Consider the following 25,324-nt stretch of genomic DNA (forward strand, 5'->3'; position numbering starts at 1 on the left):
ACCGCCGCCGTCGTTCTGCGTGCGGCAGGTTCCGGCGTCGTGCGAACCCCCGAGGCCCTGCCGCCGCCGTGCCAACCGCACCGCCATCGTCGGGCATCCGCCGGCAGGGACTCCCCCACAGCAGACAAAAGTCCGGCGGTCGGATCGCCGGCCGCCGGACTTTTTAGCTATCTGAGCGCAGCTTACACGCGCCACTGGATGTGCTTGGCCTCCAGGTACTCGTGCACGCCCCATTCGCCGAGCTCGCGTCCGACGCCGGACCGGCCGTAGCCGCCGAACGGCGCATCGGGGCGCATCGAGCCGCCGCCGTTGATCCACACCGTGCCGGCGCGGATCTGCTCGGCCACCCGGCGGCCCTCGGCCAGGTCCTCGCCGCACCACACGTTCGCGGCCAGCCCGTACGGGGTGTCATTGGCCAGGCGGATCGCCTCGTCGGTGTCCTTGAACGGCACGATGACGGCAACGGGGCCGAAAATTTCCTCCTGCACGGCACGCGCACTGTGTGGCAGCCCGCCGAGCAGCACCGGGTTGACGAACCAGCCCTTCTCCGGCAGCGGCCTGGTGACCTCCAAGAGCTTCCGGCCGCCTTCGGCCACCGACCCGTCGATGAAGCCCCGGACCCGGGCCTGGTGGTCGGGGCGGATCATCGGGCCGATGTTCGTCGCCCGGTCCCAGGGGTCTCCCACAACCATCTGGTCGAAGGCCGAGGCACCGGCTTCGAGGAACTCGTCGTACAGCGCATCGTGTACCAGGATGCGCGCCAGCGCCGCGCAGCCCTGGCCGCCGTTGCGCGCCCAGCGCAGGTGCATCTCGACGGCGATCTGCTGCACGTCGACGCCGGGCAGGATCAGCGTCGGCGATTTTCCGCCCAACTCCAGCGTGACGTCGGTGAGGTTGGCGGCCGCCTGGGCCATGATCTTGGCACCGACGCCGTCGGATCCGGTGAAGGAGACCTTGTCCACGCCCGGGTGCGCGGACAGCTGCTGGCCGACGTCGGCGCCGCCGATGATCACGTTCATGACGCCGTCCGGCAGGCCCGCCTCGCGGATCAGGTCGCCCAGGAACAGGGTGGTCAACGGCGTGCGGGGCGAGGGCAGGAGCACCACGGTGCAGCCGGCGGCCAGGGCTGCACCGAACTTGAAGACGGCCAGGTTCAGCGGGTAGTTGTAGCCGGTAATGGCCGCCACCACGCCCACCGGCTGGTGCACGACGTCGCTCATGGTCGGGTGCGGCTTGTCATAGCCGCCCAGGTGCTGGATGCGTTCCTGTTTCGCCGCCTCGGCGGCCCAGCGCAGATGCTCCTGGACGGCCATCTTCACCTGCAGGTACTCGGCCAGCGAGACGGGAGTGCCGACCTCGTTGACGATAGAAGGCAGCAGCCTGTCGGCGGCTGCCTCGAGCACGTCGGCCAGCCGGTGGATATGGCGCGAACGCTCCTCCCCGGAAAGGGCCGCCCAGGCCGGGAAGGCGGCACGGGCCGCGGCGACGGCGTCGTCGACCTGCCGGCTGGAAGCGCCGGCGACGGTGCCGATGACCTCTTCGGTGGCCGGGTTGAAGACGTCCCAGCTCTCGCCCTCGGGCTGCACCTCGGCGCCGCCGACCAGCAGGGTGCGGGTCCCGGGGACCCAGTCCTTGAGCGGATGCTGCCCGGTTTCGGTGCTCAGCGTCATGCTGCTGCTCCTTCCGTGGGCCGCTTGGCCATGAGACCGACGCGGATCATGTCGCAGACGACCTGGTCGCGCTGGTTCAGGCCGAGGTGCTTGAACCAGACGATGCCCGAATCGTCGCGGGACTTCGACTCGCGCTTCTTGAGAATGGTGGTCTCCGCCCGGAGGGTGTCCCCGTGGAACACGGGGTTCGGGAACTTGACGGAGTCGTATCCAAGGTTGCCCAGGGTGGTGCCCATGGTCAGCTCCGGCACATGGAAGGCGCCGATCAGGGCGACCGTGAAGAGGCTGTTGAGCACCCGCTGCCCGTGGATCGTCGTCTTGGCGTATTCCTCGTCCAGGTGTAGCGGCGCCACGTTCATCGTCAGGGACGTGAACATGACATTGTCCATCTCCGTGATGGTCCGGGTCAGGGCGTGCTTGTAGTGGGCCCCTTCTTCGAACTCCTCGAACCACAGTCCGCGCATGGTCATTTGTTTCCTCCAGTGGTGATCTGTGCCGCGCGGTCGAGCCACTCAACGGCCTTGTCGTAGTGTGCCTTGTCGATGTGCAGGCCGCGGTAGCGCAGGGCGCCGGTCCCGTCCGCGGCAGCGGCCTCGTAGGCCTTGACCATCCCTTCGTAGAAGGCGATGTCCTCGGCCGACGGCGAGAAAACCTCGTTCACGGTGGCGACGTGCTTGGGATGGATCGCGATCATGCCGCGGAAGCCCAGCTGCCGGCCCCGGAGGGCGAATTCCCGCAGCCCGGCGATGTTCTCCAGGTCTTCCCAGAGTCCGGTCAGGGCGTGGATGCCCGCTTCCCGGCAGGCCAGCAGCACCCGGCTGCGCAGGTAGAGCGTCTCCTGGCCCTCCGGAGTCCACTCGTAGCCAACCGCGCGGGCAATGTCCGCGTGCTCGGCGCTGGGGCCGATCATGGCCCCGACCCGGGGTGAGCTCAGCGCCACCTCGCGGCAGTTCTGGATGGCCTGCACGGTCTCGACCGGCACGATGTATTCCAGGCCGCGCACGCCGTTGCGTTCCTCGAAGTGGTCCAGCAGCGCGTCATACTGCAGCACGTCAGTGGCCCGCTCGACCTTCGGGGCGAAGATGCCCGTCAGCCCGGGTACCACCACTTCCTCCAGGTCGCCGCCGGTCAGGCGGGTGGCCAGCGGGTTGACCCGGACGAACAGACCGACTTCGAAGTTGGTGGCGCGGACCCGGCGGATCGACTCCGCGACCTGTGACCGGGCGGCCACCTTTTCCGCCGCCGGGACCGAGTCCTCCAGGTCCAGCACCACGCAGTCCGCGCCGGCATTGATGGCCTTCTGGACCCAGGCAGGCCGGTGGCCGGGCACGAAGAGAATGGAGCGGTACGCGCGCATCAGTAGCTCCTCGGCAGCTCGAGCACGTGCTCGGAAAAGTAGTTCAGCACCATCTCCTGGCTGATCGGCGCGATGCGCATCAGGCGGGCCTCCCGGAAGTAGCGTTCCACGTGGAACTCCTTGCCGTAGCCGAACCCGCCGTGCACCTGCAGGGCGACGTCGGCGGCGAAGAAGCCGGCCTCCGCACAGAGGTATTTCGCCGCATTGGCTTCGCGGCCGCAGGGGATGCCGTTGTCCACCATCCAGGCCGCCTTCTGCACCACTGCTTCGGCGGCGTCGAGCTTGATCTGGGCCTCGGCGAGCTGGAAGGCAATGCCCTGGTTCTGGCCGATGGGCCGGCCGAAGACCTCGCGCTCGTTGGCGTAACGCACGCCGCGGCGCAGGGCGGCCTTGCCGATACCCAGGGCCGCATTGGCCGAGATGACCCGCTCGGCGTTCAGGCCGCCGAGGATGGCGCGGAAACCGTGGCCGACCTCGCCGACCACGTCCTCGTCGGCGACGAACAGTTCGTCGATGAACAGCTCGTTGGTGTCCACCGCATTGCGTCCCATCTTGGGGATGGGCCGGATCGAGACCTTGGCCCGGTCCATCTCGGCAAAGAACAGCGTCATGCCGGCGGTCCGCTTGCCGTTGGGGTCGCGCGGGCTGGTGCGGGCCAGGATGAGCATGCGCTCGGCTTCCTGGGCCTTGGTGATCCAGACCTTCTGGCCCGAAATCAGGTAGCCCCCGTCCACCTTCTTCGCGAAGGTGGAAATGTTGGTGGTGTCCGTACCGGCATCCGGTTCCGTGACGGCGAAGGAGGTGTGCAGCTCGCCGGTGACCACGCGCTTGAGGAAGCGGTCCTTCAGGTCCTTGCTGCCGTGGTGGATGATCGGCTCGAAGCCGAAGATGCCGATGTGCACCGCGCTGCAGCCGCCCATGCCCGCACCCGAGGCCGCAATTTCCTGCTCCACGATGGCCGCCTCGGTGACCCCAAGCCCGCCGCCGCCGTACTCCTCCGGGATGGTCAGTCCCAGCCAGCCGCCCTCGGCCACCGCGTTGTAGAACTCCCACGGGAATTCCTTGGACTCATCATGTTCCATCCAGTATTCGTCCGGAAAAGCCTTGCACAGGGTCCGTACCGATGCCCTGATGTCGTCGTGCAAGGGGTTGGGGCTGAAATCCATCAGTTTCTCTTTTCTCGTGAAGGGGCGGGTCGTCAGGAAACGGATACTGCCAGGCGGTCGAAGGTGTCCCCGTCAATGGCTTCGGCGCGCAGTACCGCCTTGCGGATCTTCTGTGACGGTGTCTTGGGCAGCTCGTCGACGATGCGCAGGTAGCGCGGGATGGCGAAGGCCGGGATGCGGCCTTCGCACCAGGACAGGATGTCCGCCGGCGCCACCTCGTCGTTGACGACGACGACGGCGAGCACCTCGTCCTCGCCGGCCTCGACGTCGGCCGGAACACCGACCACCGCACATTCGACGACCGCCGGGTGGCCCATCACCGCGGATTCGATCTCGTAGGAGCTGATGTTCTCGCCCCGGCGGCGCAGGGCATCCTTATAGCGGTCCACGAAGTAGAACCAGCCGTCCTCGTCCTGGCGCAGGGCATCGCCGGTGTGGAACCACAGGTTCCGCCAGGCCTCGAGGGTCTTTTCCGGCATCCCGTAGTAGCCGTTGCTGCAGGTCCACGGCTGCTTGGGGCGGACCACCAGTTCGCCGACCTGCCCGACCGGCACCTCCCGATCCGTTTCCGGATCAACGAGGCGGATGTCGAACCATTCGGCGGCGGCCAGGCCTGCCGCACCGGCCGGCCGCGGCACCCCGTACGGGGACAGGATCGGCGCGCACGTTTCGGTCAGCCCGAAGGCGTCCACGAAGGCCTCGATCCCGTAGCGCTCCTTGAACTGCTCCACGATGGTGCTGGCGGTCGGCGCCGCGTAGACCGCGCGGAGCACGTTGTCCCGGTCGTTCTCCCTAGGCGGCTGCTTCCAGGCGAAGTCCATCATCACGCCGACGAAGTTGGTGACGGTGACGGCGGAATCACGGACATGGTCAATCCAGCGGCTGGCACTGAATTTCGGCCGGATCACCGCCCGTCCCCCGGCGATGATCACCGGGTAGACGGCCATGAACTGCGCGTTGCCGTGGAACAGCGGGGTGGTGGTCAGGTAGGTGTCTTCGGGGGTGAGCCGGGTCAGGCACACCACTTCCTGGGCGAAGAAGTAGAGCTGGGAGTGCGGCATCGCCACGCCCTTGGACGGACCGGTGGTCCCGGAGGTGAAGAAGATCGCGCCCAGGTCCTGGGCCCGGGGCGGCACGATCTCGAGCACGGGACCGTCTTCCAGATCCTCCCACGGAACCGCGTCCCAGCCGTTGGCGCGCAGCAGGTCGATCGCGGCGCCGCGGATTCCGGCGCCTGAATCGATCACCCAGAACCGCTCGATGCCGCGGGCATGCTCGGCGATGGCTACGAAGCGCTGGGCGAAGGTGTCATCGATGACCGCGAACCGGGCATTGACCACGTTGAGCTGGTGGCGCAGGAATTCGCCCTCGTAGTTGGTATTGATCGGCACCTCGACGAAGTTGCCCACTGCCGCGCCCCACCAGGAGCGGACCAGCTGCGAGGAGTTCATCGCCATGATGGCCACACGGTCCCCGGCGGTGCCGCCGGCCTCCAGCCAGGTGCCCGCGATGCGCTCGGCGCTGGCCAGCGCCTCGGCGTAGGTCCAGCGGGCCTGCTCTACCGGCGCGTCCAGGCACACGGCATCGGGACGGACGGAGGCATGGTGGCGCAGCACCTGGTCCAGCGTCCAGGTTTCCGGGTCCGGGAACGTCGGAACGAGATCCGTGTAGACCTGCCGCTTGCTCATCGATTGCCTCCAAACATCGAATCCTCCGTGAAATCCATCCGCGGGATAGCGGTCCATCCGTGCGCGGCCGAAGCCTGGGGCCGTCCTAGGATGTGTTATCCAGCTAACAATTCAGAACCGTAGCACCAACCTCTGTCCATGACAATCATGCGACTAGATTGTGTCGGCAGATAGTCTCGGCTCCCCAGAAACCAGGGCCCCAGCATCGACGTACCATCGGGCGGCGCCGCCGTTTGACCCATTGAGGTGCCCGGTGCCGGCGGCGTGCAGCAGGAAGGGGCCGGTCAACAGTACGGACTGTCACCCGGCCCCTTCCCTGATACACCCCAGCGGGTGTGGCCGCCAATGGGACGCTGGAGCGCAGACGGCGGCTGCGCGCCCAGCGGCTGGAGCTAACGGGCTCCCACCGCGCCCATGGCCTTCTCGAACGACGTACTCTCGAGGCCCGCCAGCGGCTTGACCACCTCTTCGCCCACCTTCTTGAGGTAAGCAGCCGTCTGCTCCGCGTCCATTCCGGGCCAGTGCGGACGGATGAGCAGCGGGCCGATCGGCAGCCGGCCGGCAATGGCGGAGATCTGGTTGCGCACGTCGGCGGCCGAGCCGAGGAGGACGTGGTCGCGGATGGTGTCCACGAACCCGTCGCGGACCGCCTCGTCGGACAGCAGGTCCATGCCCCGATCGGCGTACGCCTCGTACTTCACCCGGGCCACGGCGGCGAAGTTGTTCACGGCGTCGTCGAAGTCGCGGCCAATCATCAGTTCGCGGCGCAACGGCAGCTTATTCAAGGGCAGACCCGCATCCACCCGCTCGTCGACGTAGATGCGGATGAGCTCCTCCACCTGGTCCACCGTCTGCTGCGGGGTGATCGTCCAAACATCGCCCAGGCGGGCGGCGCGACGCACCCCGTTCGCCTTCATGGCGCCCAGCCAGATCGGGGGCCGCGGATTCTGCACCGGACGGATGTGCGTCGGGGCATCCTCGATATTCCAGAACTTGCCGTGGTGGGCCACCCGGTCCTGGGTCCAGAGCTTGGTCATGACCTCGATAAGCTCTTCGAGGAGCCCGTACCGCTGCTTGAAGGGCACGCCCATCGTCTCGTACTCCGCAGGCAGGTAGCCGGTGCCGATCCCGACGACAAGCCGTCCGCGGGTGATGATGTCGAGGGTCGCCAGCTCCTCGGCAAGGATCACCGGGTGGTGGACCGGGCCTACCAGCACGGTCGTCCCGAGCTTGACGTCGTCGTCAAGCTCGGCGGCCAGCCGGCTCAGCAGCGGGATGGGCTGCAGCCAGCGGAAGCCGTCGTACAGGAAGTGCTGTCCGATGGTCAGGTACTTGAAGCCCGCCTCCTGCGCGGCCTCGACCTTGCGCAGCATGAGGTCGAGGTGCTCGGTGGGCGAAGACTCAACGGGCTGGTCGCCCATGAGGATGCCGAACTCCATGGTGATCTCCTTGCTCTCTCGCCCCCAAAGGGGCATGGGTCTACTTGGCGGTCAGTCCGCCGTCGACGGGGATGGTGATCCCGGTGACGTAGCTGGACAGGTCGCTGGCCAGGAAGAGGGCAACGCCGGCGACCTCTTCGGGCTGCGACGCACGACCCAGCGGGATCTGCGCGAAGAAGGCCTTCTTGCGCTCCTCGACCTCTTCGGGCGAGGCCCGGAAGAACCCGGGAAGCCCGGGGGTGTCGACGGAGCCCGGCGCGATGGCGTTGACGCGGATCTTGTCCGCCGCAAAGGCCAGCGCCAAGGAACGAACCAGGGCGATGAGGCCGCCCTTGGTGAAGGAATACAAGGGGCTCCATGGCGATCCGACCAGGCCCGAGCTCGAGCTCTTGAAAATGACGGACGCGCCGTCGGCGGCCTTGAGCAGGTCGGTCAGGTAGTGGGTGAGGTAGAAGCTGGCGCGCGCGTTGATCTCGATCAGGGCGTCCCATTCCTCCTCGCTGAGGTCCAGGCCGGCGGCGCCGGGGATGCCGACATTGTTGTAGAGGACGTGGAGCACACCATGGTCCTTCCGCACCTGTTCGGCGACGCCCTTCAGGGCCTCCAGGTCCCGGACATCCGCGACGATGCCGGTTGCCTGTCCGCCCTTCGCACGGATCCCGTCGACAACCGCCTTGGTGGCGTCCTCATCCCGGTCGACGACGTAGACGAATGCGCCCTGCTCGGCGAAACGCTCGGCACCTGCCTTGCCCATCCCGGAGGCGCCAGCCGTGACCAATGCGACCTTGTTCTGCAGCATATTTTTCCTCTTCGATGCTCGGGTGAATCGACGGTGGGGCATGCGGGGCTCGCGGCTAAAACGCATCGTTCACCCGCTGACCCATTTGATAATCATCATTATTACGGATGGTTGATCAGTGCACAAGGGGGTTTCGACAGCATCTCGCACAGGCCCGGCCAAGGGAGGGCCTTGGCCCCCTCCATGCTTACCATCTTCAGCGGGACACGGCCCTCTCAAGAGACAAGCAGCCGCCAGGTTTCTTCGCCCGGCACAAGCCGCTGCTCAGCGCGCACGCCGCCGGAAGGCGGCGACGGACCCGGCGTGCTGGTCGGTCCCAAACAGCAGGGCGGTCGCCTCCACCGACTCGCTGAAGCCGGACGTTGTGTGCCGCTTGATGAACGCCTTGCCCACCTGGACCGCAAGGGGCGGCTTTGCTGCGATCTCGCGCGCGAGTCCCAGGGCTCGGGCGAGCAGTTCGCCGTCGGGATGGACCTCCTGAACCAGGCCGCACGTTCGCGCCTGGCACGAATCGATATCGCGGCCGGTGAGCGCCAGGTAGCTGGTCCACTGGGGACCGATCACCTGGGGCCCGCGGACGATCCCAAATCCGGGCTGGAGGCCGACGTTTGCTTCCTTGAAGGAGAACCGTGCCGATTCTCCGGCGAGGACCATGTCGCAAGCCAGCGCGAGCTCGGTTCCGCCCCCGTAGGCCAGGCCGCTGACCGCGGCGATCACCGGCACTGCGCAGCGCTCCACGGAGTGGAAGGCATCGTAGACGCGACGCAAATGTGGCCGCACCTTTTCCACATCGCCGCCGAGGTCGTGGAACATGTCGATGTCCCCGCCGGCGGAGAACGCACGTCCCTCGCCGGTGAGGACCACTGCGCGAACGTCGTCGTCCACTCCGAAGCGTCCCATCACGCTTGTCAGCTCGCGGAACCAGCGTTGGTCCATCGCGTTCAGCTTCTCCGGGCGCACCATGCGCAGTTCGACGACGTGGGCGGCGTGCTCGACGATCTTGAATCGCTGCAAAGGCTCGTTCATGACGCCGGCGCCTGGCTGTCCCACGTGTCTGCGGTGACTCCCTCGGCCCGCAACCGGTACTTCTCCACCCGCTGGCTGGGGGTCATGGGCAGTTCCTTGACCAACCTGATGAAACGGGGAATCGCAAAGGAAGTGAGTGCGCCGGCGCAATGGTCCAAAAGCCCGGCCGGCTCCAAGGTTCGGCCACCCCGCGGCACGACGGCGACCATCACCTCTTCCTCGCTCAGCGTGGACGGGACGCCATAGGCGGCGACCTGGGCGACGTCCGGGTGCTCGCCTACAACCCGCTCGATCTCCCACGACGAGATGTTTTCCCCGCGGCGCCGGATCGAGTCCTTGACGCGGTCGACGAAGGTGAGGAAGCCGTCGTCGTCCAAGTGCCCGCGGTCGCCCGTGTGGAACCACAGGTTGCGCCAACTGTTGGCGGTGGCCTCGGGCATCCGGTGGTAGCCGTTGAACATCCAGCCGGGCTTCTTCGGACGGACCACGATCTCGCCCGTCGTCCCGGCCGGCACCGGCTCGTCGCGGTCGTCGACGACGGCAACCTGGTAGTTCTCCGACTCGTTGCCCGCGGTCCCGATCCTGCGGTCCCACGGCGGCATGTCGGTGACGATGGAGACTTCGGTGCTGCCGTAGATTTCGGTGAGGCGGACACCGAACCGGCGTTCGAAGTCGGCGAAGATCTCGGGCGGACACGGCGCTCCGAATCCAAGCCGGACGGGGTTGTCGGTGTCGTCGGGGCGCGGCGGCTGCTTATGCAGGATGCTCATCATCGCACCCTGGTAGTTGAAGGCGGTGATGCCGTGCCCGCGGCAGATGTCCCAGAACCGGCTGGCGGAAAACTTCCGGTGCATGACGAGGTCCGCCCCCACCTCGATCGCCGCCATGACGCTGCAGTACCGCGCGTTGCTGTGGTACAGCGGGAAGACGGAGTACAGGCGGTCGTCGGCCGTGTACTCGAGCAGCCTGGCGGTGTGGCGGGCCAAATTGATGTTCGCCCGGTGGCTGAGCAGCACGCCTTTGGGCGGTCCCGTGGTTCCCGACGTATAGAGGATCACGGCAGCCGATTCCGGGTCGACGCCGCAGGCCGCGTCCGCGGGATGGACCAGCAGGTCGTCGAACGCCATCCGGTTGGCCTGCGCCGCCGCCTTTGGCGTCCCGTTGCCCACCACGACCAGGTGCCGGACCGTGTCGATGCCCCGGATCAGCTCGCAAACCACTGCCTCGCGCTCGGCGTCGCAGACCACCACCGGCGCGCCGGACTGCTCGATGCAGTACCGCAACAGCTCGGATCCGCCGGTCGGATTGAGCGGAACCTCCACGAGGCCTGCCTTCGCCAGTCCGAACCACCCCTGGAGGGCCTCCACGCGGGCGGACATGACCATGCAGACACGGTCGCCGGCCGCCAGACCCAGGGCCCGGAAGCCGGCTGAGACCCGTCCCGCCGCGGCATCGAGGTCGGCGACCGAGGTGGCCTGTCCCTCGATCTCGATGGTTGCCTGCGGATGGCGGCCGGCGGCGTCGGAGAGCCAACCGCCGATCGACAACTGCTGCTGCCCGAGTGCTGTAGGTGGCACCATGTCGGGTCCTTTCTCGCGGGATTCAGTGCGCGTCAGGTCTGTCCTGGCGGCGGGGCAGGGTCGACAGGATGGTGGCAAGGCGGGCCGGGACCGGTGCCTTGTCCCAACCCGGGTTACGGCAGGCGAAGGACATGTGGCCGCGGGTAACCAGCGCACCGTCGCGGGTGAAGTCGAAGCCGAGCGTGTAGGAGCTGGCCCCGAGCCGCTCCAGCACCACTTGGCAGGTGAGGTGGTCGAAGACCCGCACCTGCTGCGCATAGGTTGCACCGGAACTCACCCCGACCGTCACGATGCCCAGGTCCTCCAGCATCTGCCCGCTGCGGATGCCGTGCGCGTGCAGCCACGTGGTGTAGGCACGTTCCATCCACCGGTAGTAGATGGCGAAGTAGGCGATGCCGACGACATCGCAGTCGCCGTACGCGAGCTGGAATGACAGCCGCCCCTCCCCGATGTCAGTCGAAGCGGTGTCCGCCGGCGCGTTTGCCGCAGTTGTCATGGGCTGGTCTCCTCGTCGTTGTGGGCTTCCGCCGGCCGGACCCTCGACGCCGGGACGGCAACCGTCGCCGTCCCCTGCAGGACCGGCCGGCCATCGACCGTCGACAGGTCCACGTCGCATTCGGCCAGGTACTCGCCGTGGTCCGGTGACAGGCACAGGCCGGTCACCACGCCGCCGGCCCGCACCCGGTCGCCGGCAAGGACATTGGCCAGGAAGCGCACCCGCAAGCGCCGGAGGCGGTCGTGTGATCCGGTGAAGGCCGCGAGCATGTTCATCACGTAGCCCATGTTGAGCGGCCCTTGGTTGACCGGCCGGTCCCCCAGCCCGAGTGCCCGGACCGCCCGGACATCGAAATGAATCGGGTTGGGATCCGCCAGCAGCGCGGCGGTGGTCTTCATCTTCTCGGCGCTGACGACGACCTCCAGTGGCGGGACCTCCATCCCGACCTCGATGCCGCCCGCGGCTGCGTCCCGGCGGAACTGCGTTTGGTTCACGATCCACCCCTGGGGAAGACGATCGAATTCCAACAGGTCGCCACGTGGCCGCCATCCGTCTCGTCGTGCAGTTCCAGTTGGTATTCGACAAGGTCGAACAGACAGGCGGTGCGGCCCCGCTTGCGCACGACGGAGACGATGCCTCCGCTCACCCGGTAGCACCGGCCCGCCTGCACCGGCCGGTGCAGGGCGGTTTCGTGCTCCCCGAACATCGGACCGTCCTCCGCCGTGGCTCCGAACCAGGCGAACAGCTCGTCCCAGGCCAGGCCCATGCCTGCGGTGGCGGCAAGCCAGGCGTGCAGCGGGTGGGCGGCGGCGTCGCCGGGTTGGTCCGCCGTCGCGTCCGCGAGAAGCCAGGCGCGGTAGGGCTCGACCGTGTAGGTCCCGCCTGGGAACCGGCGCCCGGTTTGGGCTCTGATACTCTCCGGCAGCTCATCGGACATGACTCCGCACCTTCATTCCGCACGGAACCTGGCCGGCTCCCGCCCGCGTGCACGCCTGCATCAGGACCGGGGCATCGGCTCGAACGAACTGGCGTTGAGCGGGGCAAGCATGTCCTCGCCGACCAGGGCCGTGCGCGTCACCTGGATGCGCTTGGCGGTGAAGACCCACCTGCCGCCGTGTTCGGCGATTTCGTCGTCGTAGCGGCCCCAGGTGGCGCGTGCTCCGTCCGGATGCGTCGTGATGGCCAGGAAACGTGCCGCCACGGCCAGCGAACCGTCGTCCAACTCGGTGGCCGACACATTGGTAGTCATGTGCTGGCTCTCCTGCACATCGGATCGCGCGAAATCCCGGTAAAGGTCCAGGAAAGCCTCGCGGCCCGTCCGGGGAGCCGCGTCGGCGCTTCGGACCAGGACAATGTCCGGGTGCGCGATGGCCGCCAGCCCCTCGATGTTCTTGGCGTCGACCATGCGCGTGTAGGTGGTCAGGAGTTGATGCGCACGGAAGTGGTGAAGCATGGCTGCCGGGGTGTCTGACACGTCGGTCGCTCCTATGGGTGTAAGGCCGCGGGAGATGCGGCGCTAGTCGGAAATGATGGATTCCTGCTTGCCGTCCCACCGGGCCAGCACACCGGGGACCCGCATGTCGTTGCCTTCGAAGGTGATGTCACCCATCGCGCCGGTGAAGCCCTCCCGCGCTATCTGCTCGAGGCCGTCGCGGATTCCTTCCCGGGACGAATCACCGCTGGCCTTGATCGCATGGGCGATCCACCAGACCGCGTCGTAGCCTTCCGCGGCATAGGTCTGCGGGAGTTCGCCAAATTCCTTCCGGTAGGAATCTACGAATTTCCTGGCGTGTGGTTCAGTCTGGGCTGCGGAGAAGTCAACGGGGTACACCATGCCGACCGCGTGCTGTCCCGCCTGGGCTGCATTTCCACCGGCGTTATTGGTGTTTCCAACGAACTGTCCCTCGTAGCCGGCCTGGCGCAGCTGCGTCATCGCGGTCACCGACTGGGAGGACAGCAGCAAGACCACAACGGCGTCGGGGGCCTTCTGCGCGATTTGCTGAGCCGGTGACGTGAAGTCCTGGGTTGTCGACTGCACCGGGATGCTTTCCACGATGTTCAGCCCCGCTTTCTCAGCCATTGCGGGGAAGTGTGTCTCGGCGAGCTCGGCGAGCGTCGGGTAGGTCGAGTTGTACAGCACTGCGACGTCCTTGAGCCCCTCCTTGCCCAGGAACTCGGCGGCGTGCCCATAGAAGGTGTGCATGGGCGCGGTGGCGCGGAAGGTGTAGTCGCCGATCACCACGCCATCGGAAGCCGACTGGGTAAAGACGACGGGAACCTTCTGCGCCTCCACGATGGGCGCGACGGCAGCGGACTGCTGTCCCTGGACGGGTCCCAGGACCACGCTGACATCCTTGTCGGAGAGTGCCCGCGTCACCTCGGCCGCGGCACGTTCGATCGCACCCGCGCTGTCGATTTCGTCGAGGACAAGCGAGACTCCTTCACCGAGGTACTCCTGCCCGTTGATCTCCTTCACGGCAAGTTCGGCCCCCCGGGCAGCGCCGACGCCTGCGTAGGCGACAGGTCCGGTGAGATCGCGTACACCGACCATTTTGATCTCGTCCGCGATTCCGGCCCCGGCCGCCTCGGTCGTCGCGGCGGCGCCGCATCCTGCCAGGGCCAGCATGGCTGGCACCATCATCAGCGCTGCGGCCTTCCTGCAGGTCAACGTCCAGTTCATCGTGTTGCTCCAATCGTGGTCGGATGGGTCGTCGCCGGGTGCGGCGCGCCGTCGTCGGCCGCGGCGCGGGTTGGCCAAGCGCGTCTTCAGACGCCCAGCGCTGCCTCGCCCAGGAAAGCGTGCACCAGTGCCGTGTCCGTCTGTGCCTCTTCAGCCGTGCCGGTCCACACCACTTCCCCACGCTGGACCAGGACGACGTCGTCGGCCACCGATAGGGCGGCGTCGGCGTTCTGCTCCACCATGAGGACCGCGATCCCCGTGTCCGCGATCTCGCGGACACGGGACATCACCCGGTCCACCATCCCAGGTGCCAGGCCCATGGACGGCTCGTCCAGGAGCACCACCTTCGGTTGCGACATCATGGCGCGCCCGAAGGCCAGCATCTGCTGCTCACCGCCGCTGAGCAGCCCGCCGGGCATGGCCTTGCGCTCCAGGAGGATGGGGAATTTCTCGTAGATCCCGGCGATTGTGCGCTGCGCGTCCGACCGGCTCACGGTGTAGGCCCCCATGCGCAGGTTCTCCTCGACCGTGAGGGACGGGAAGATCCGGCGTCCTTCGGGCACCATGACGACGCCCTGGCGGACCTGCCGGTGCGCGGACTGTCCCAGGATTTCCTTGCCGTTCAGTTTGACCGAGCCGCGCCGGGCCTTCAGCAGACCGTGGATGGCGCGCAGGGACGTCGTCTTGCCGGCTCCGTTCGAGCCGAGGACGAGCGTGATCCGGCCGGCGGCGGCGGACATCGAAACACCGCGCACCGCATTGACCGAGCCGTAGCTGACGTGCAGATCGTTGATCTCAAGCATGCTTGCTCGCCTGCTTTCCTAGATAGGCTTCCTGGACCGCCTGGTTCCGTACGACCTCCTGCGGGTCCCCTTCCACGATCAGTTTTCCGAAGTTCATCGCGAGCAGCCTGTCGCAGGTGTCCACCATCATCTGCACGTCGTGCTCCACGATGAGCTGGGTGAGCCCCTCGGCCCGCAGCGACGACATGAGGACGGAGATCTCATCCTTCTCGGCACGCCCCATACCGGCCGTGGGTTCGTCGAGGAGCAGGAGTTTGGGTTCCATGGCGATCGCCCGGGCGATTTCCACACGGCGGCGGTTTCCGTAGGAAAGCTCGTCCGGCCTGACCTTCGCCAGATGGTCGCATCCGGTGCGCACCATGGCCTGCTCGGCCCGTTCGTGGGCCTGGCGGCGGGCGGTCCGGCCGCCCGCGGTCAGGGAGTCGGTGCCGAGCAGGACGTTCTCCAGCACGCTGCGCTCCTCGAGGAGGCGCACCGTCTGGAAAGTGCGGGCGATGCCGCGGTGGGGCACCGAGTGCGGGTGGTCGCCGGCGTAATCCTCCCCGAGGAACTTCAGCGTGCCGCGGGTTAGCAGCACGTGCCGGGTGATCGCGCCCACGAGGGTGCTCTTCCCCGAACCATTGGGGCCCAGGATGCCGGTGATCTTGCCCTCCGGAAGCCCGAAGGTCAGTCCGTCAACCGCTTTGACTCCGCCGAAGTGCACCGCAACGTCGGCGGCTTCGAAAATCATCCGTGGTCCGGAACTCTCGTTCTGCGCGTGGCTCACAGTGTTCCTCCTTGGGTGGATGCCAGGCTGCGCTCCGGTTCGGGAGCACCGGGTTCGCCGCCGGGCGTCGTTGCGGCGTCCGGCGCGGTCCCGCGCCTTGTCCGCCAGCGGTGGATGAGGTTCTTGGCCAGGCCCAGCACACCGCTCGGCAGGAAGATCGCGGCCAGGGCGACGAGGAAGCCGTAGATGATGGCTTCCCAGTCGGCCACGAAGCCCAGGACGGTCGGCAGCCAGGTAATGACGATGGCTCCGATCAGGGCCCCAAGCCACGAGCTCGACCCTCCGATGATGATGACCGTCAGCGCCATGACCACCATGTGGAAATTGATCTCGGCCGGCGTGATCGTGGAGCGCAGGAGCGTAGTCACCGCGCCTGCGAGGCCGCCGATCAGGCCGCTGGCCAGGAAGACCAGCTTCCGGTACCGGGCGACGTTGATGCCGAGGGCCGAGGCCAGTTCGGGGTCTTCCCGAACGGTATCGATCCTGCGTCCGAACCGCCCGTATTCCGAGATGGCCAGCCCGACGATGACCAGTGCCAGCAGGAGGAAGACGTGCAGGTTGGTGATGCCGCCGAGGGCACCGAAGATTCCGGAGGCCCCGCCGGTCAGGCTGCCACCGTTAGTCGCGACCACCGCGATGATCAGGGTGAAGGCGACCGTCGCCATGCCGAGGTAGAGCCCGGAGAGCTTGTGGATGATGAGGCCCAGCAGGTAGCACAGGAGGCCGGCGAGCAGGGTCCCGAGGGCCACAGCCGTCCAGGTGTCCACGTCGAACTTCGCGTACAGGATAGCCGCCGTGTAACCGCCGATCCCGAAGCAGCCCACACCGGCAAAGGAGAAGACGCCCATCCGCAGCGGCAGCTGGATGCTCAGGGCCAACAGCAGTGTTGTCATCGTCGCCTGGAGGACGACGGCGTTGGTGGTGTACCAAGCGATCATGTCCGACGCACCTCCTGGCGTCCGAAGATGCCCTGCGGGCGAAGCAGCAGGACGATAAAGATGAGTCCGAAGGAGACGGCATCCACCCAGGTCCCCAGGTTCGCCGCGAAGATCAGCGTCTCGGCTCCGGCCAGGGCGAAGGCGCCGAGGATGACGCCGGCCATCGATCCGAGGCCGCCAAGAACGATCATCGCGAATGCCTTGATGAGGAGCTGGTCGCCGGTTCCCACGCCCATGGCCTGGAGCTGGAAGACCTGGAGGGAGCCCGCGAGCCCTGCCAGTCCACCGGCGATCGCCATCGTGCCGATGGCCATCGCAGTGCGGTTGACGCCCATGAGCGATGCGGTCTCCGAATCGACACCGATGGCGCGCAGGCCAAGCCCCTGGCGTGATGCGCGGAGCCAGAGCGTGAGGGCCACAGCAATGCCGACCCCGGTGACGATGACGATCAGTGACGTGTTCGTCATGCGCAGCCCCAGGAACTCGTAGACCTCGGTCTTGTACGTGGAGTTGGAGAAGCCGAACGGCGCGGAGGCCGTCGCCTTGTCCACGATCGCGATCGGGATGGCCGCGACGCCGATGCCGCCGATGAGAACGCGCAACTCGGCGGACCGGTGGTTTGTCGATCTCTTGAGGATCTGTTCGAAGGCCAGCCACTGGGTGAGGGCGGACAGTACTGCACCGACCAGAATGGAGATCAGGATGAGCACCGGCATCGGCAGCGCCACTTGCTCCGAAATGAAGTGGGCGCTGAATGCCGCGAAGACGAAGATGGCCCCGTGCGCGAAGTTCAGGATCCCGATGGTGCTCCACGCCAAGGCCATGCCCAGTGCGAACAGCAGGTAGATGGACCCGAGGGTCACGGTGTTGAGCAGCTCTTGCACGCCGTCTGTCCTTTCAACTCGACTGTGGTGTCGATCCAGTCAGCGGCCGGGCACCGGGTGCCCGGCCGCTGACTGGATCACTTGGTGACGAGCTGCTCCTTGGAACCGTCCCACTTCACCAGGACGCCCTTCACACGGATGTCGTTGCCTTCGAAAGTGAGGTCGCCCATGACGCCTTCGAAGCCTTCCTTGGCAACCTGCTGCATACCCTTCCTGATCCCCTCGCGGCTGGAGTCACCGCTGGCCTTGATCCCCCGGGCGAGCCACCACATCGAGTCATACCCCTCGGCCGCATATGCGTCGGGCGCCTTGCCGTACTTCTTCTTAAAGTTCTCGACGAATTTCACGGCAAGCTCGCTGTCCTGCACCGCGGAGAAGTCGACCGGGTACACGAGGCCCGCCGCGTGCTCGCCGGCCTGGGAAACGTTGCCGGCTGCCTGAACCGAAGTGGCCATCGTCTGACCCTTGTATCCGGCCTGGTCCAGCTGCGTGAGGGCCGTCACCGACTGCGGGGCGATAAGGAGCATGACGACGGCGTCGGGTTTCTTCGCGGCGATTTCCTGCGCCTGTGCGGTGAAGTCCTGGGTGTTGCTCTGGACTGCGTAGCTGGAGCTGATGGTCAGGCCGTGCTCTTTCGCCAGCCGTGGGAACTCCTTCTGGCCGATCTCGGCGAAGGTCGGGTACGTTCCGTTGTAGAGCACGGCGACGTTCTTCAGCCCATGGTCGGCAAGGTACTTGGCCGCGATGTCATAGTAGCTGTACATGGGGGCGGTCCCGCGGAAGGTGTAGTCGCCGATGACCACGCCGTCGGAGCCCGCCTGGTTGAAGATGGTCGGCACCTTGGCCTGTTCAACCATGGGCGCAACCGTGGCGGCCTGCTGGCTGGAGACGGGCCCGAAGATCGCCTTGATCTCCGGATCGGCGATTGCGCGGGACACTTCGCTGGAGGCCCGCTCGATCGCGTTGGCAGTGTCGACCTCCTTGAGCGAGAGCTTGACGCCCTTGCCGAGGAAGCCCTGCGTCTCGATCTCCTCCATGGCCAGCTTCATGCCTTTCGAGGCGCCGACACCCGCATAGGCCACCGGTCCGGTGGTGTCGTAGATGCCCATGAGCTTGATGTCGCTCGCGATGCCACCCGAGCCGCCGCTGGCACCGCTGGCGCCGGTTTGGGTGCCGCCGCAGGCGGCGAGCAGGGCAATGCCCGCAAGGGCCGCTGTTGCCTTGAGCAGTCGTCGCCGCGTTCCAGGAACTCCCATAGTCCTACCATCCGTCCATATTAATGATGCATATGATTCATAGAGATAATAGCCTGCATTACTGGTAGTAGCCAGGCCCAGTTGAGGGCGCGTGGTTAGTGCGTGGCGTCAGCGCGCGGCCGCATGCAGGCCGGCGGCCACCCCGTCCGAGAGCTCGTTCGACACGAGGTAGGCAAGCGTCAATCCGCGGCCAAGCGCGATTCCACTGTTGTACCCGGTTCCCGTCGTCGACATCCCAGCCGCCGACCCCACGGCATACAACCCGCCGATCGGGTTTCCCTGCCCGTCGAGCGCGCGGCCCTCGCCGTCGATGCGCACACCGCTGGAACCGATACCGGTCCCCACGAACTTCAACCGGAGCCCGTGGAACGGGCCCTGGGCAATCTCCCCCAGCACGGGGCTGGGCTTGTTCGTGGGATCACCGGCGAACTTGTTGACGTAGGTCACCGTTCCCCGTCCGAAGTCGGGATCTTCGCCCTTCCGGGCATTTTCGCTGAAACGCCCGGCGGTCCGCTCCAGTTGTTCGCCGTCGATGCCGAGCTTCTCCCCCAACTCCCGGAGGGTCGGCGCCGAGGTCACCCACCCCTCCGGGTACTCCCCGCCCGGCGGCGTTGCGGCCAGGCCGTACTTCTGCCGGTGCTGGTCGTCCCAGATGAGGAAGAAGGGAAGGTGCCGGTCGCCGGGGTTCAGCGTCTTGGAGACGATGTCGACCCAGTAGGAGTCGTTGCAGTACCGGTTGCCGGTCTTGTCCACGATCATCGAGTGCGGCATCGCATATTCGGGTCCGTAGCCGTACCCGGTGCCCACCTGGGAGCGCCACCCGGGCAGGATCGGCACGGCCGTGGGCGGGATCTTCGTAATGTCCCCGCCGACGGCGCGTGCCAGGCGGATTCCGTCGCCCCGCAACGTTTCCGGCGCGACGCTGCCGAAGTCCTCCGGATCCATGCCGAGCATCTCGCGGACCAGTTCGGGGTCCCAGTCATAGGTGCTCGTGGCCAGGACAACCGGTCCGTCGACCTGGACGACGCCGTCGGGCGACTCGGCCCGCACGCCCACCACAGCACCCGAGGAATCCGTCAGGAGTTCGACGACCCGGTGCTCAAGCCGGATCTCGACCGACGGTTCGGCGAGCACACGGGCGAGAAAAGAGGCCACGACGCCGGTGCCGAAGGTCAGCGGATCGCTGTCCTTGGCTTCGGCCTTGCCGTGGCTGCCGTCTGCAAGACCGAACGCGGGCAGTCCTGCGTGCCCGTGCTTGGACGGAGCGTCGTCCTCGACGTAGCTGGCCCGGCGCCCCTTGCCCAGCATTTCGTCGTAGGTCTGGCCGACGGGGAAGTACGGGCTGTAGCGCAGGCGCTCGCGCCACTCCCCGAGCACGCTGCCATCGATCACCGCATTGGTGAGGTAGCGCCCCTCCGGCAAGGCACCCTCGGCCTCGTTATGATAGTCGGCCAGCCCGGCGATCATGGTCCACCGGATGGCGCCGACCTCCTCCCAGTACTTCATCGCCTCGGGCGAGGCTTCTATCCAGCGCTTCATGGCCACCTCGTCGAGCACCTCCGGCGCGTCGTGGGCAATGGCGCGAATGTACTGCTCGGTGAGCCCCAGGGAATCCTCGATGCCGTTTCTCTCTGCAACATGGTTGGCGCCGGACCACACCTGCCCCCCGGAGTAGGCGGCGGCGCCACCGATCAGGTCAGAAGCCTCCAGCACGACGGCCTTGCCTCCACGCAGCGCCACCCCCAGCGCTGTGGCCAGGCCGGAAAGCCCGGCCCCGACGACGACAACCTCGCCGCCGTTAAGCGGTGTCTTGCGGTCCGCCTCACCCATCATCAAGCTCCTTTGCCTTAGTGTGTGACATTAGTCACGTATAGATAATATGATTATAAGGAAATAGTCAAGGGGCCATCTGACTTGGGATTTCCGCAAGAATTCAGCAAGACATCGCCCCCGGCCATCGGCCGGGGGCGATGTCAGGTGATCCCGAAAGTGACAGGGAACAGTGCGCCCTCAGGCCGGCACAGACGAACCACCCCGGCCGTTTCCCGGCATCCTGGTGGAGTCGTGGCTGACGGCCACCGCCGTCGGATGAAACTGGATGACGACGCGGTTCGCGCTGTCCAACAACCGGACAAAGCTTTCCGGGTCTTCCGGCTGGTGCCTTGCCGCGAACGCTGCCAGGAACCTCTCCTTCGTGGCGGCGTCGCGGTGGATGATGGCTGTTCCACGCATGGAGAGCATGCGGCGTCCGGGCAGGCCGGTGCCGGCGTTGGAGATCACCATGCTGACGCGCGGGTCCTTCTCGACGCCACGCACATGTCCGCGGCCTTCGACGGCCGTGACCCAGAACGACCCGTCAAGCTGGATGTAGGTCATCACGACGCCGCTGGCCCATCCGTCCTCATTGGTGAAAACGAAGGTGCATTCCGACTGCGTCTGGATCAGTTCGGCCCGGCCGTCCGTGCCCAGGCCGAGGCCGCGCAGGTCCTCGAGGTTTTCGACTCCGGTCTTTGCCATGCCTTCGCTCCTAAAGTGTGGACAGCTGCAGGACCCGGGCGAGGTTGCCGCCGAGCACCAGCCGGGTCTCATCATCCGTGAGGCCAAGCCGGTGGATTGCCGCAATCTCCTCTCCGGGATTGGTCATCGGCCAGTCGGAGCCGAAAACGATCCGTTCGGCCCCGTGGTTGCGGATCAGGCGCTTCACCCGCTCCGGGGCCAAGGTGGTCAGTGTCGGTGGCCATGAGGTTTCCAGGATGACGTCGGCCCCGGAGAGCAACTCTTCCGCGTCGTCCAGGATCTTGTAACCGCCGAAATGGCAGGCCATCAGGGTCAGGTCGGGGAACTGCCGCGCGATGTCGGCGATCATCCTGGGGCTCGACAGCGCATTGGTGCGTGCATCGCCGCCCTGGCCGACATGAGTGATGACGGAGATCCCGGAGCCGAAGGCCTCCAGGATCCGCCAGAGCCGAGGGTCGTTCAGCGCGAAGTTCTGGAACAGCGGATGCAGCTTGACTGTCCTGATCCCGTGCCGGCGCAGGCTCGCCAGGTTCTCCTCGAGCGGCAGGTCGACGTGGACAGTGCCTACCGGGTGCCGGCGTTCGCTGGCCAGGCCGGCTACGAAACGGTTCACGGAATCCACGTGGCGCGCTTCATTGGCGATGCCCAGGCAGCAGCTCGCCTGGACCCCGTGGGCATCCATCGCCGCGTCGAGTCCGGAGACAGTGCCATTGCCGCGCGGTTCCAGTCCCGGCACCGGGTTGGCGGTGAGGGCCAGGCCCGCGATCTTGTCCGGCCAGACGTGGGTGTGGGCGTCGATAATCAGTTCGGGTTTCATGCCCCGGCCTTCCGCAGGCGCCGGGCCAGCGAGTCGAGCAGCACCTCGGTGGCCCCTTCGTAGACCCGCAGCGGCCTGGCATTGCGGTACAGCCGCTCGATCTTGGAGCCCCGGACCAGCCCGAAGCGGCCCATGACCTGCACCGCGCGGTCCACCACCCGGCCGGCTGCCTCGGTCGCGCTGACCTTGGCGATCGCCGAGTAGTCCAGGTGCGCCAGCGGGTCCGTGCGGGCCAGGGACGCCGCGCGGTAGGCCATGGCCCGCGCCGTCTCCACCTCGGTCCAGCACAGGGCCAGGGACTGCGAGACCGAGCCCAGCTCGATCAGCGGGGCACCGAACTGCTCACGGGTCCGGGCATGGGCCAGCGCCTCATCGAGCGCGGCCTGGGCCAGGCCCACCGCCGAGCCGGCCACCGAGACACGGAAGACGGCCAGGGCCTGAAGCATCAGGGAAAAGGCCTTCCCCGGAACCCCGAGGCGGTATTCCTCGGGCACGATCACGTCGTCGAATTCGAGTTCGCCCAGGATGTGCGGGGCAATCAGGTCATCCCCCGGACGGGTCCGCAGCCCCGGCGCATCCGCCGGAACCAACACCATGGAATAACCGCCGTCCTCGCGGCCCAGGACGCAGTAGAAGTCGGCGGCACCGCCGTTGGTGATAAAGGACTTGCGCCCGCGCACCCGCAGCCCGCCCTCGACCGGTTCGATGCTGGTCTGCACCGCACGCAGGTCCGATCCGACGTCCGGCTCGGTCAGCGCAATCGACGCGATGGCTTCGACCGCGGCGACCTTGGGCAGCCAGTACTGCTTGAGCGCCTCGCGCCCGCCCACGGCGAGCGTATAGGAGCCGATGCCCTGGACGCCGAACAGCGAGTCCAGGTGCGCTGACGAGGACATCAGCGCCTCCCGGATGACGGTGATCGCCAGCGGGTCCAGGATCTCCGAATTCCCCCCGTAGGCGGCCGGAACCGCATGGCGCGCCAACCCGGAGGCCGCCAGCGCCGCCCGCGTCGGCTCATGCAGGCCGGACGAGGCATCGGCTTCCGCCGCGAACGGCTCGACTTCGGCAGCGAGCGCCCGGGCCTGCTCCCGGATCAGCTTGTGCCCCGGGCCCAGATCGAATCCCGGCACCGATGAGTCCACGGCATTTTCCAAACTCAGGTCCACGCCCACAACAATTCCTGCCTCTCAACCGAAGAACTACAAATCAATCACATGCGGGACGGTCCGGCCGCATCCTTGACGGGGCCGGACCGGTATCAGCGACGCTGGTCGAAGCGGCGGCCGAGGACCTCCGAGACGATGCGGATGCGCTGCATCGAGGGGGTGCCGCCGGCAATGGCCCAGCCGTGGGAGTCGCGGTGCAGCCGCTCGAGTCCGTACTCCTCGGTGTAGCCGTTGCCGCCGTGGACCTGGATGGCCAGGTCCGTGACCTTCTTGGCCATTTCGTTGGCCGTGCACTTGGCCAGGGAGACCTGCAGCGGATCCGGAATCCCGTTCTTGCCGCTGTTGGCGGCCCGCTCCACCAGCAGCCGCGCCGCCTCGACCTGGAGCACCATGTCGGCGACCATCATCTGGATCGACTGGAATTCCACCAGCTGCTTGCCGAACTGCTCGCGTTCCTGGATGTAGGCCAGCGTCTTGTCCAGCGCCGCCTGCCCGATCGCCAGGGACATGGTCGCATTGCCCATCCGCTCGATCGAGAATGCTCCGAAGAGCGAACTGAACTTTCCCGCCGGCACCACAACGTTCTCCTTGGGCACGAGCACGTCGTCGAAGATCACGTCCGCGGACGGGATGCCCCGGAAACCCATCAGCCGTTCGGGGACGCCGAAGCTGACCCCGGGCATGGTCTTGTCCACCACGATGGCGCCGATCCCCTTGGCTCCGGGCGCATCGGACAGGCGTGCGTAGACGAGGTAGTGGTCTGCTTCCCCGCCGTTGGAGATCCAGCGCTTGGCACCGTTGAGCACGTACCCGCCGTCCCCCACCGGGCGGGCGGCCGTCCTGGCGTCGGTCGCCGCGGAGCCGGCGTCGGGCTCCGAGATCGCCACCGCCATGGTCTTGTCACCGGTGATGATGTTCGGCAGCAGCCGCTCGCGCTGCTCCTCGGTGCCCAGGTGGTTGATCACCTGGGCCGGCCCGGTGTTCGATTCGAAAATCTGGAAGGCTGCCGGCCGGCAGACCTTGGCGAACTCTTCGATGACCGCCAGCGCCTGGGACAGCGGTGCCCCGGAACCGCCATAGCGTTCGGGATGGGCGATGCCCAGGAAACCCAGGTCCCCCAGCCGCTTCCGCTCCGCCAGGGAAATGGGCGTCCTGGTCACATCCAGGTGCTCGGCCATCGGCGCGTACACCTCTTCGGCCACCTTGGCCGCCAGTTCGCGGATCTCGGCATGCTCATCAACAACGGAAACCGTCACGGCCCCCACCTCCAATAACATCGGTTACTTATCTGACGCTCCACAGAGCGGCCAACATGAGGAACGCTGGACTCCCGATACTGCTGTCCACATCAATCCAAATGTCTGTTGTATTCATTATCCTAGATTTTCAGCGGAATGAAAAGCCCTCCCCCACCGAAACCGGCCGGGGAAGGGAAGAGGCTCCCGGCTACACCGTCGGTGCCAGGTCCTCGTGCGCCGCAGGCGCGGCCGCCCGGAACTGCGGCTTGCGCTTTTCCATGAAGGCCCGCGCACCCTCGAGCATGTCGTCACTGCCGATCGCCTGGATCAGGGATTCCAGCCCAGCCTGCATATTGTCCTTCGAGGCGTTCCACCAGAGGTTGGAGCTCACCTTGGCAATCTCCAGGTAGCGCGGGCTCAGCTCGTGGATCTCGGCAAGCCAGCGGTCGACGCCGTCGTCAAGCTGCCCGTCGGGAACCACCTCGTTGATCAGCCCCATCGCGCAGGCCTGCTCCGCCGTGTAGCGCCGGCACATGAAGGACATTTCCTTGGCGCGCTTTTCGCCGATCTGTACCGCCGCGAGGTTCGTGGCACCGAGCACCGGCGCCGAACCGACCTTCGGGCCGGTCTGGCCAAAGGTCGAGCGCCGGGTGGCGATGGCAAAGTCGCAAGCAATGACCAGTTCATTGCCTCCTCCCGCCGCCGCGCCGTCAACTGCCGCGATGACGGGCCTGGGGCACGCCCTGATGGCATCCACCAAGCGCAGGGAAGTGGTGAAGAGCTCGCGCAGCTCGTCCGGATCCGGATTGCTCAGCTGCCCCAGCGCCCCGCCGGCACAAAACGAACCGCCGCTGCCGCTAATGACCACGGCTTCCGCCTTCGAGGCGGACTGCAGGCCCTCGATCATCGCCTTGGCCATCTCGAGGTCGTAGGCGTTGCGCCGCTCCGGGCGCTCAAGCCTGATCCGGACGACTCCCCGTTCGTTTTCCACGCTGACACCGACTGAAGACATATCAACTCCAAACTGAATAGGGCGCG

General features: G+C 66.8%; 25 protein-coding genes. All 25 read right to left on the reverse strand.

The window, feature by feature from the left end; translation table 11 throughout:
* Nucleotides 1–182: 182 nt before the first annotated feature.
* A complete protein-coding gene (locus ACFQ36_RS01960) occupies nucleotides 183–1,670 on the reverse strand; it encodes an aldehyde dehydrogenase family protein (protein ID WP_377010053.1) in 1,488 nt (495 codons plus the stop codon).
* Nucleotides 1,667–2,140 carry a MaoC family dehydratase gene (locus ACFQ36_RS01965; RefSeq protein WP_377010054.1) on the reverse strand — a complete coding sequence of 158 codons (474 nt, stop codon included), beginning with the start codon at nucleotides 2,138–2,140 and terminating at the stop codon, nucleotides 1,667–1,669. The genes ACFQ36_RS01960 and ACFQ36_RS01965 overlap by 4 nt, the downstream gene beginning before the upstream one ends.
* On the reverse strand, nucleotides 2,137–3,027 hold the full coding sequence (locus ACFQ36_RS01970; protein ID WP_377010056.1) for an HpcH/HpaI aldolase/citrate lyase family protein: 891 nt from the start codon (nucleotides 3,025–3,027) through the stop codon (nucleotides 2,137–2,139). The genes ACFQ36_RS01965 and ACFQ36_RS01970 overlap by 4 nt, the downstream gene beginning before the upstream one ends.
* Nucleotides 3,027–4,193 carry an acyl-CoA dehydrogenase family protein gene (locus tag ACFQ36_RS01975; RefSeq protein WP_377010059.1) on the reverse strand — a complete coding sequence of 389 codons (1,167 nt, stop codon included), beginning with the start codon at nucleotides 4,191–4,193 and terminating at the stop codon, nucleotides 3,027–3,029. The genes ACFQ36_RS01970 and ACFQ36_RS01975 overlap by 1 nt, the downstream gene beginning before the upstream one ends.
* A gap of 32 nt (nucleotides 4,194–4,225) precedes the next feature.
* Nucleotides 4,226–5,881, reverse strand: coding sequence for an AMP-binding protein (locus ACFQ36_RS01980; protein ID WP_377010061.1), 1,656 nt, complete (start codon nucleotides 5,879–5,881; stop codon nucleotides 4,226–4,228).
* 392 nt (nucleotides 5,882–6,273) lie between these two features.
* Nucleotides 6,274–7,320, reverse strand: a complete 1,047-nt coding sequence (locus tag ACFQ36_RS01985) for an LLM class flavin-dependent oxidoreductase (RefSeq protein ID WP_377010064.1) — start codon at nucleotides 7,318–7,320, stop codon at nucleotides 6,274–6,276.
* A gap of 40 nt (nucleotides 7,321–7,360) precedes the next feature.
* On the reverse strand, nucleotides 7,361–8,119 hold the full coding sequence (locus ACFQ36_RS01990; RefSeq protein ID WP_377010066.1) for an SDR family NAD(P)-dependent oxidoreductase: 759 nt from the start codon (nucleotides 8,117–8,119) through the stop codon (nucleotides 7,361–7,363).
* Nucleotides 8,120–8,383: 264 nt separating this feature from the next.
* Nucleotides 8,384–9,145 carry an enoyl-CoA hydratase/isomerase family protein gene (locus tag ACFQ36_RS01995; RefSeq protein ID WP_377010068.1) on the reverse strand — a complete coding sequence of 254 codons (762 nt, stop codon included), beginning with the start codon at nucleotides 9,143–9,145 and terminating at the stop codon, nucleotides 8,384–8,386.
* A complete protein-coding gene (locus ACFQ36_RS02000; RefSeq protein WP_377010070.1) occupies nucleotides 9,142–10,725 on the reverse strand; it encodes an AMP-binding protein in 1,584 nt (527 codons plus the stop codon). The genes ACFQ36_RS01995 and ACFQ36_RS02000 overlap by 4 nt, the downstream gene beginning before the upstream one ends.
* 22 nt (nucleotides 10,726–10,747) lie before the next feature.
* Complete coding sequence (locus tag ACFQ36_RS02005) at nucleotides 10,748–11,221, reverse strand: acyl-CoA thioesterase (RefSeq protein WP_377010073.1); 474 nt, start codon at nucleotides 11,219–11,221, stop codon at nucleotides 10,748–10,750.
* Nucleotides 11,218–11,715, reverse strand: a complete 498-nt coding sequence (locus ACFQ36_RS02010; protein ID WP_377010075.1) for a MaoC family dehydratase — start codon at nucleotides 11,713–11,715, stop codon at nucleotides 11,218–11,220. Before ACFQ36_RS02010 ends, ACFQ36_RS02005 begins: the two co-directional genes overlap by 4 nt.
* On the reverse strand, nucleotides 11,712–12,158 hold the full coding sequence (locus ACFQ36_RS02015) for a hypothetical protein (protein WP_377010077.1): 447 nt from the start codon (nucleotides 12,156–12,158) through the stop codon (nucleotides 11,712–11,714). Before ACFQ36_RS02015 ends, ACFQ36_RS02010 begins: the two co-directional genes overlap by 4 nt.
* Before the next feature lie 60 nt (nucleotides 12,159–12,218).
* Nucleotides 12,219–12,695 carry a nuclear transport factor 2 family protein gene (locus tag ACFQ36_RS02020; RefSeq protein WP_377010079.1) on the reverse strand — a complete coding sequence of 159 codons (477 nt, stop codon included), beginning with the start codon at nucleotides 12,693–12,695 and terminating at the stop codon, nucleotides 12,219–12,221.
* Between the two features lie 42 nt (nucleotides 12,696–12,737).
* A complete protein-coding gene (locus tag ACFQ36_RS02025) occupies nucleotides 12,738–13,901 on the reverse strand; it encodes an ABC transporter substrate-binding protein (protein ID WP_377010081.1) in 1,164 nt (387 codons plus the stop codon).
* A gap of 86 nt (nucleotides 13,902–13,987) precedes the next feature.
* Nucleotides 13,988–14,704 carry an ABC transporter ATP-binding protein gene (locus ACFQ36_RS02030; RefSeq protein WP_377010083.1) on the reverse strand — a complete coding sequence of 239 codons (717 nt, stop codon included), beginning with the start codon at nucleotides 14,702–14,704 and terminating at the stop codon, nucleotides 13,988–13,990.
* Nucleotides 14,697–15,470, reverse strand: coding sequence for an ABC transporter ATP-binding protein (locus tag ACFQ36_RS02035; protein ID WP_377010085.1), 774 nt, complete (start codon nucleotides 15,468–15,470; stop codon nucleotides 14,697–14,699). The genes ACFQ36_RS02030 and ACFQ36_RS02035 overlap by 8 nt, the downstream gene beginning before the upstream one ends.
* Complete coding sequence (locus ACFQ36_RS02040; protein WP_377010086.1) at nucleotides 15,467–16,408, reverse strand: branched-chain amino acid ABC transporter permease; 942 nt, start codon at nucleotides 16,406–16,408, stop codon at nucleotides 15,467–15,469. The genes ACFQ36_RS02035 and ACFQ36_RS02040 overlap by 4 nt, the downstream gene beginning before the upstream one ends.
* Nucleotides 16,405–17,292 carry a branched-chain amino acid ABC transporter permease gene (locus tag ACFQ36_RS02045; RefSeq protein WP_377010090.1) on the reverse strand — a complete coding sequence of 296 codons (888 nt, stop codon included), beginning with the start codon at nucleotides 17,290–17,292 and terminating at the stop codon, nucleotides 16,405–16,407. The genes ACFQ36_RS02040 and ACFQ36_RS02045 overlap by 4 nt, the downstream gene beginning before the upstream one ends.
* A gap of 77 nt (nucleotides 17,293–17,369) precedes the next feature.
* A complete protein-coding gene (locus ACFQ36_RS02050) occupies nucleotides 17,370–18,548 on the reverse strand; it encodes an ABC transporter substrate-binding protein (RefSeq protein WP_377010092.1) in 1,179 nt (392 codons plus the stop codon).
* A gap of 108 nt (nucleotides 18,549–18,656) precedes the next feature.
* Nucleotides 18,657–20,381 (reverse strand): FAD-dependent oxidoreductase, encoded by a 1,725-nt coding sequence (locus tag ACFQ36_RS02055; RefSeq protein WP_377010094.1) that lies wholly within the window; start codon nucleotides 20,379–20,381, stop codon nucleotides 18,657–18,659.
* A gap of 177 nt (nucleotides 20,382–20,558) precedes the next feature.
* Entirely contained in the window at nucleotides 20,559–21,065 is a 507-nt protein-coding gene (locus ACFQ36_RS02060) for a pyridoxamine 5'-phosphate oxidase family protein (RefSeq protein WP_377010096.1), read from the reverse strand.
* A gap of 10 nt (nucleotides 21,066–21,075) precedes the next feature.
* Nucleotides 21,076–21,882 carry an amidohydrolase family protein gene (locus tag ACFQ36_RS02065; RefSeq protein ID WP_377010098.1) on the reverse strand — a complete coding sequence of 269 codons (807 nt, stop codon included), beginning with the start codon at nucleotides 21,880–21,882 and terminating at the stop codon, nucleotides 21,076–21,078.
* Complete coding sequence (locus ACFQ36_RS02070) at nucleotides 21,879–23,024, reverse strand: acyl-CoA dehydrogenase family protein (RefSeq protein ID WP_377010100.1); 1,146 nt, start codon at nucleotides 23,022–23,024, stop codon at nucleotides 21,879–21,881. The genes ACFQ36_RS02065 and ACFQ36_RS02070 overlap by 4 nt, the downstream gene beginning before the upstream one ends.
* A gap of 116 nt (nucleotides 23,025–23,140) precedes the next feature.
* Nucleotides 23,141–24,304, reverse strand: a complete 1,164-nt coding sequence (locus ACFQ36_RS02075) for an acyl-CoA dehydrogenase family protein (RefSeq protein WP_377010102.1) — start codon at nucleotides 24,302–24,304, stop codon at nucleotides 23,141–23,143.
* 190 nt (nucleotides 24,305–24,494) lie between these two features.
* The gene (locus ACFQ36_RS02080; RefSeq protein WP_377010104.1) at nucleotides 24,495–25,298 is read right to left on the reverse strand and encodes an enoyl-CoA hydratase/isomerase family protein; all 804 of its coding nucleotides are present in this window, start codon (nucleotides 25,296–25,298) and stop codon (nucleotides 24,495–24,497) included.
* Nucleotides 25,299–25,324: the final 26 nt, after the last annotated feature.

Source organism: Arthrobacter sp. GCM10027362 (assembly GCF_042679445.1).
Classification (GTDB): Bacteria; Actinomycetota; Actinomycetes; order Actinomycetales; family Micrococcaceae; genus Crystallibacter.

Coding starts and splice junctions, on each gene's coding strand:
- ACFQ36_RS02015 (WP_377010077.1), bottom strand. CDS start 12,158: ATGTCCGATGAGCTGCCGGAGAGTATCAGAGCCCAAACCGGGCGCCGG.
- ACFQ36_RS01985 (WP_377010064.1), bottom strand. CDS start 7,320: ATGGAGTTCGGCATCCTCATGGGCGACCAGCCCGTTGAGTCTTCGCCC.
- ACFQ36_RS02025 (WP_377010081.1), bottom strand. CDS start 13,901: ATGAACTGGACGTTGACCTGCAGGAAGGCCGCAGCGCTGATGATGGTG.
- ACFQ36_RS02040 (WP_377010086.1), bottom strand. CDS start 16,408: ATGATCGCTTGGTACACCACCAACGCCGTCGTCCTCCAGGCGACGATG.
- ACFQ36_RS02080 (WP_377010104.1), bottom strand. CDS start 25,298: ATGTCTTCAGTCGGTGTCAGCGTGGAAAACGAACGGGGAGTCGTCCGG.
- ACFQ36_RS02030 (WP_377010083.1), bottom strand. CDS start 14,704: ATGCTTGAGATCAACGATCTGCACGTCAGCTACGGCTCGGTCAATGCG.
- ACFQ36_RS01980 (WP_377010061.1), bottom strand. CDS start 5,881: ATGAGCAAGCGGCAGGTCTACACGGATCTCGTTCCGACGTTCCCGGAC.
- ACFQ36_RS01970 (WP_377010056.1), bottom strand. CDS start 3,027: ATGCGCGCGTACCGCTCCATTCTCTTCGTGCCCGGCCACCGGCCTGCC.
- ACFQ36_RS01960 (WP_377010053.1), bottom strand. CDS start 1,670: ATGACGCTGAGCACCGAAACCGGGCAGCATCCGCTCAAGGACTGGGTC.
- ACFQ36_RS01995 (WP_377010068.1), bottom strand. CDS start 9,145: ATGAACGAGCCTTTGCAGCGATTCAAGATCGTCGAGCACGCCGCCCAC.
- ACFQ36_RS02055 (WP_377010094.1), bottom strand. CDS start 20,381: ATGATGGGTGAGGCGGACCGCAAGACACCGCTTAACGGCGGCGAGGTT.
- ACFQ36_RS01990 (WP_377010066.1), bottom strand. CDS start 8,119: ATGCTGCAGAACAAGGTCGCATTGGTCACGGCTGGCGCCTCCGGGATG.
- ACFQ36_RS01975 (WP_377010059.1), bottom strand. CDS start 4,193: ATGGATTTCAGCCCCAACCCCTTGCACGACGACATCAGGGCATCGGTA.
- ACFQ36_RS01965 (WP_377010054.1), bottom strand. CDS start 2,140: ATGACCATGCGCGGACTGTGGTTCGAGGAGTTCGAAGAAGGGGCCCAC.
- ACFQ36_RS02000 (WP_377010070.1), bottom strand. CDS start 10,725: ATGGTGCCACCTACAGCACTCGGGCAGCAGCAGTTGTCGATCGGCGGT.
- ACFQ36_RS02050 (WP_377010092.1), bottom strand. CDS start 18,548: ATGGGAGTTCCTGGAACGCGGCGACGACTGCTCAAGGCAACAGCGGCC.
- ACFQ36_RS02005 (WP_377010073.1), bottom strand. CDS start 11,221: ATGACAACTGCGGCAAACGCGCCGGCGGACACCGCTTCGACTGACATC.
- ACFQ36_RS02065 (WP_377010098.1), bottom strand. CDS start 21,882: ATGAAACCCGAACTGATTATCGACGCCCACACCCACGTCTGGCCGGAC.
- ACFQ36_RS02060 (WP_377010096.1), bottom strand. CDS start 21,065: ATGGCAAAGACCGGAGTCGAAAACCTCGAGGACCTGCGCGGCCTCGGC.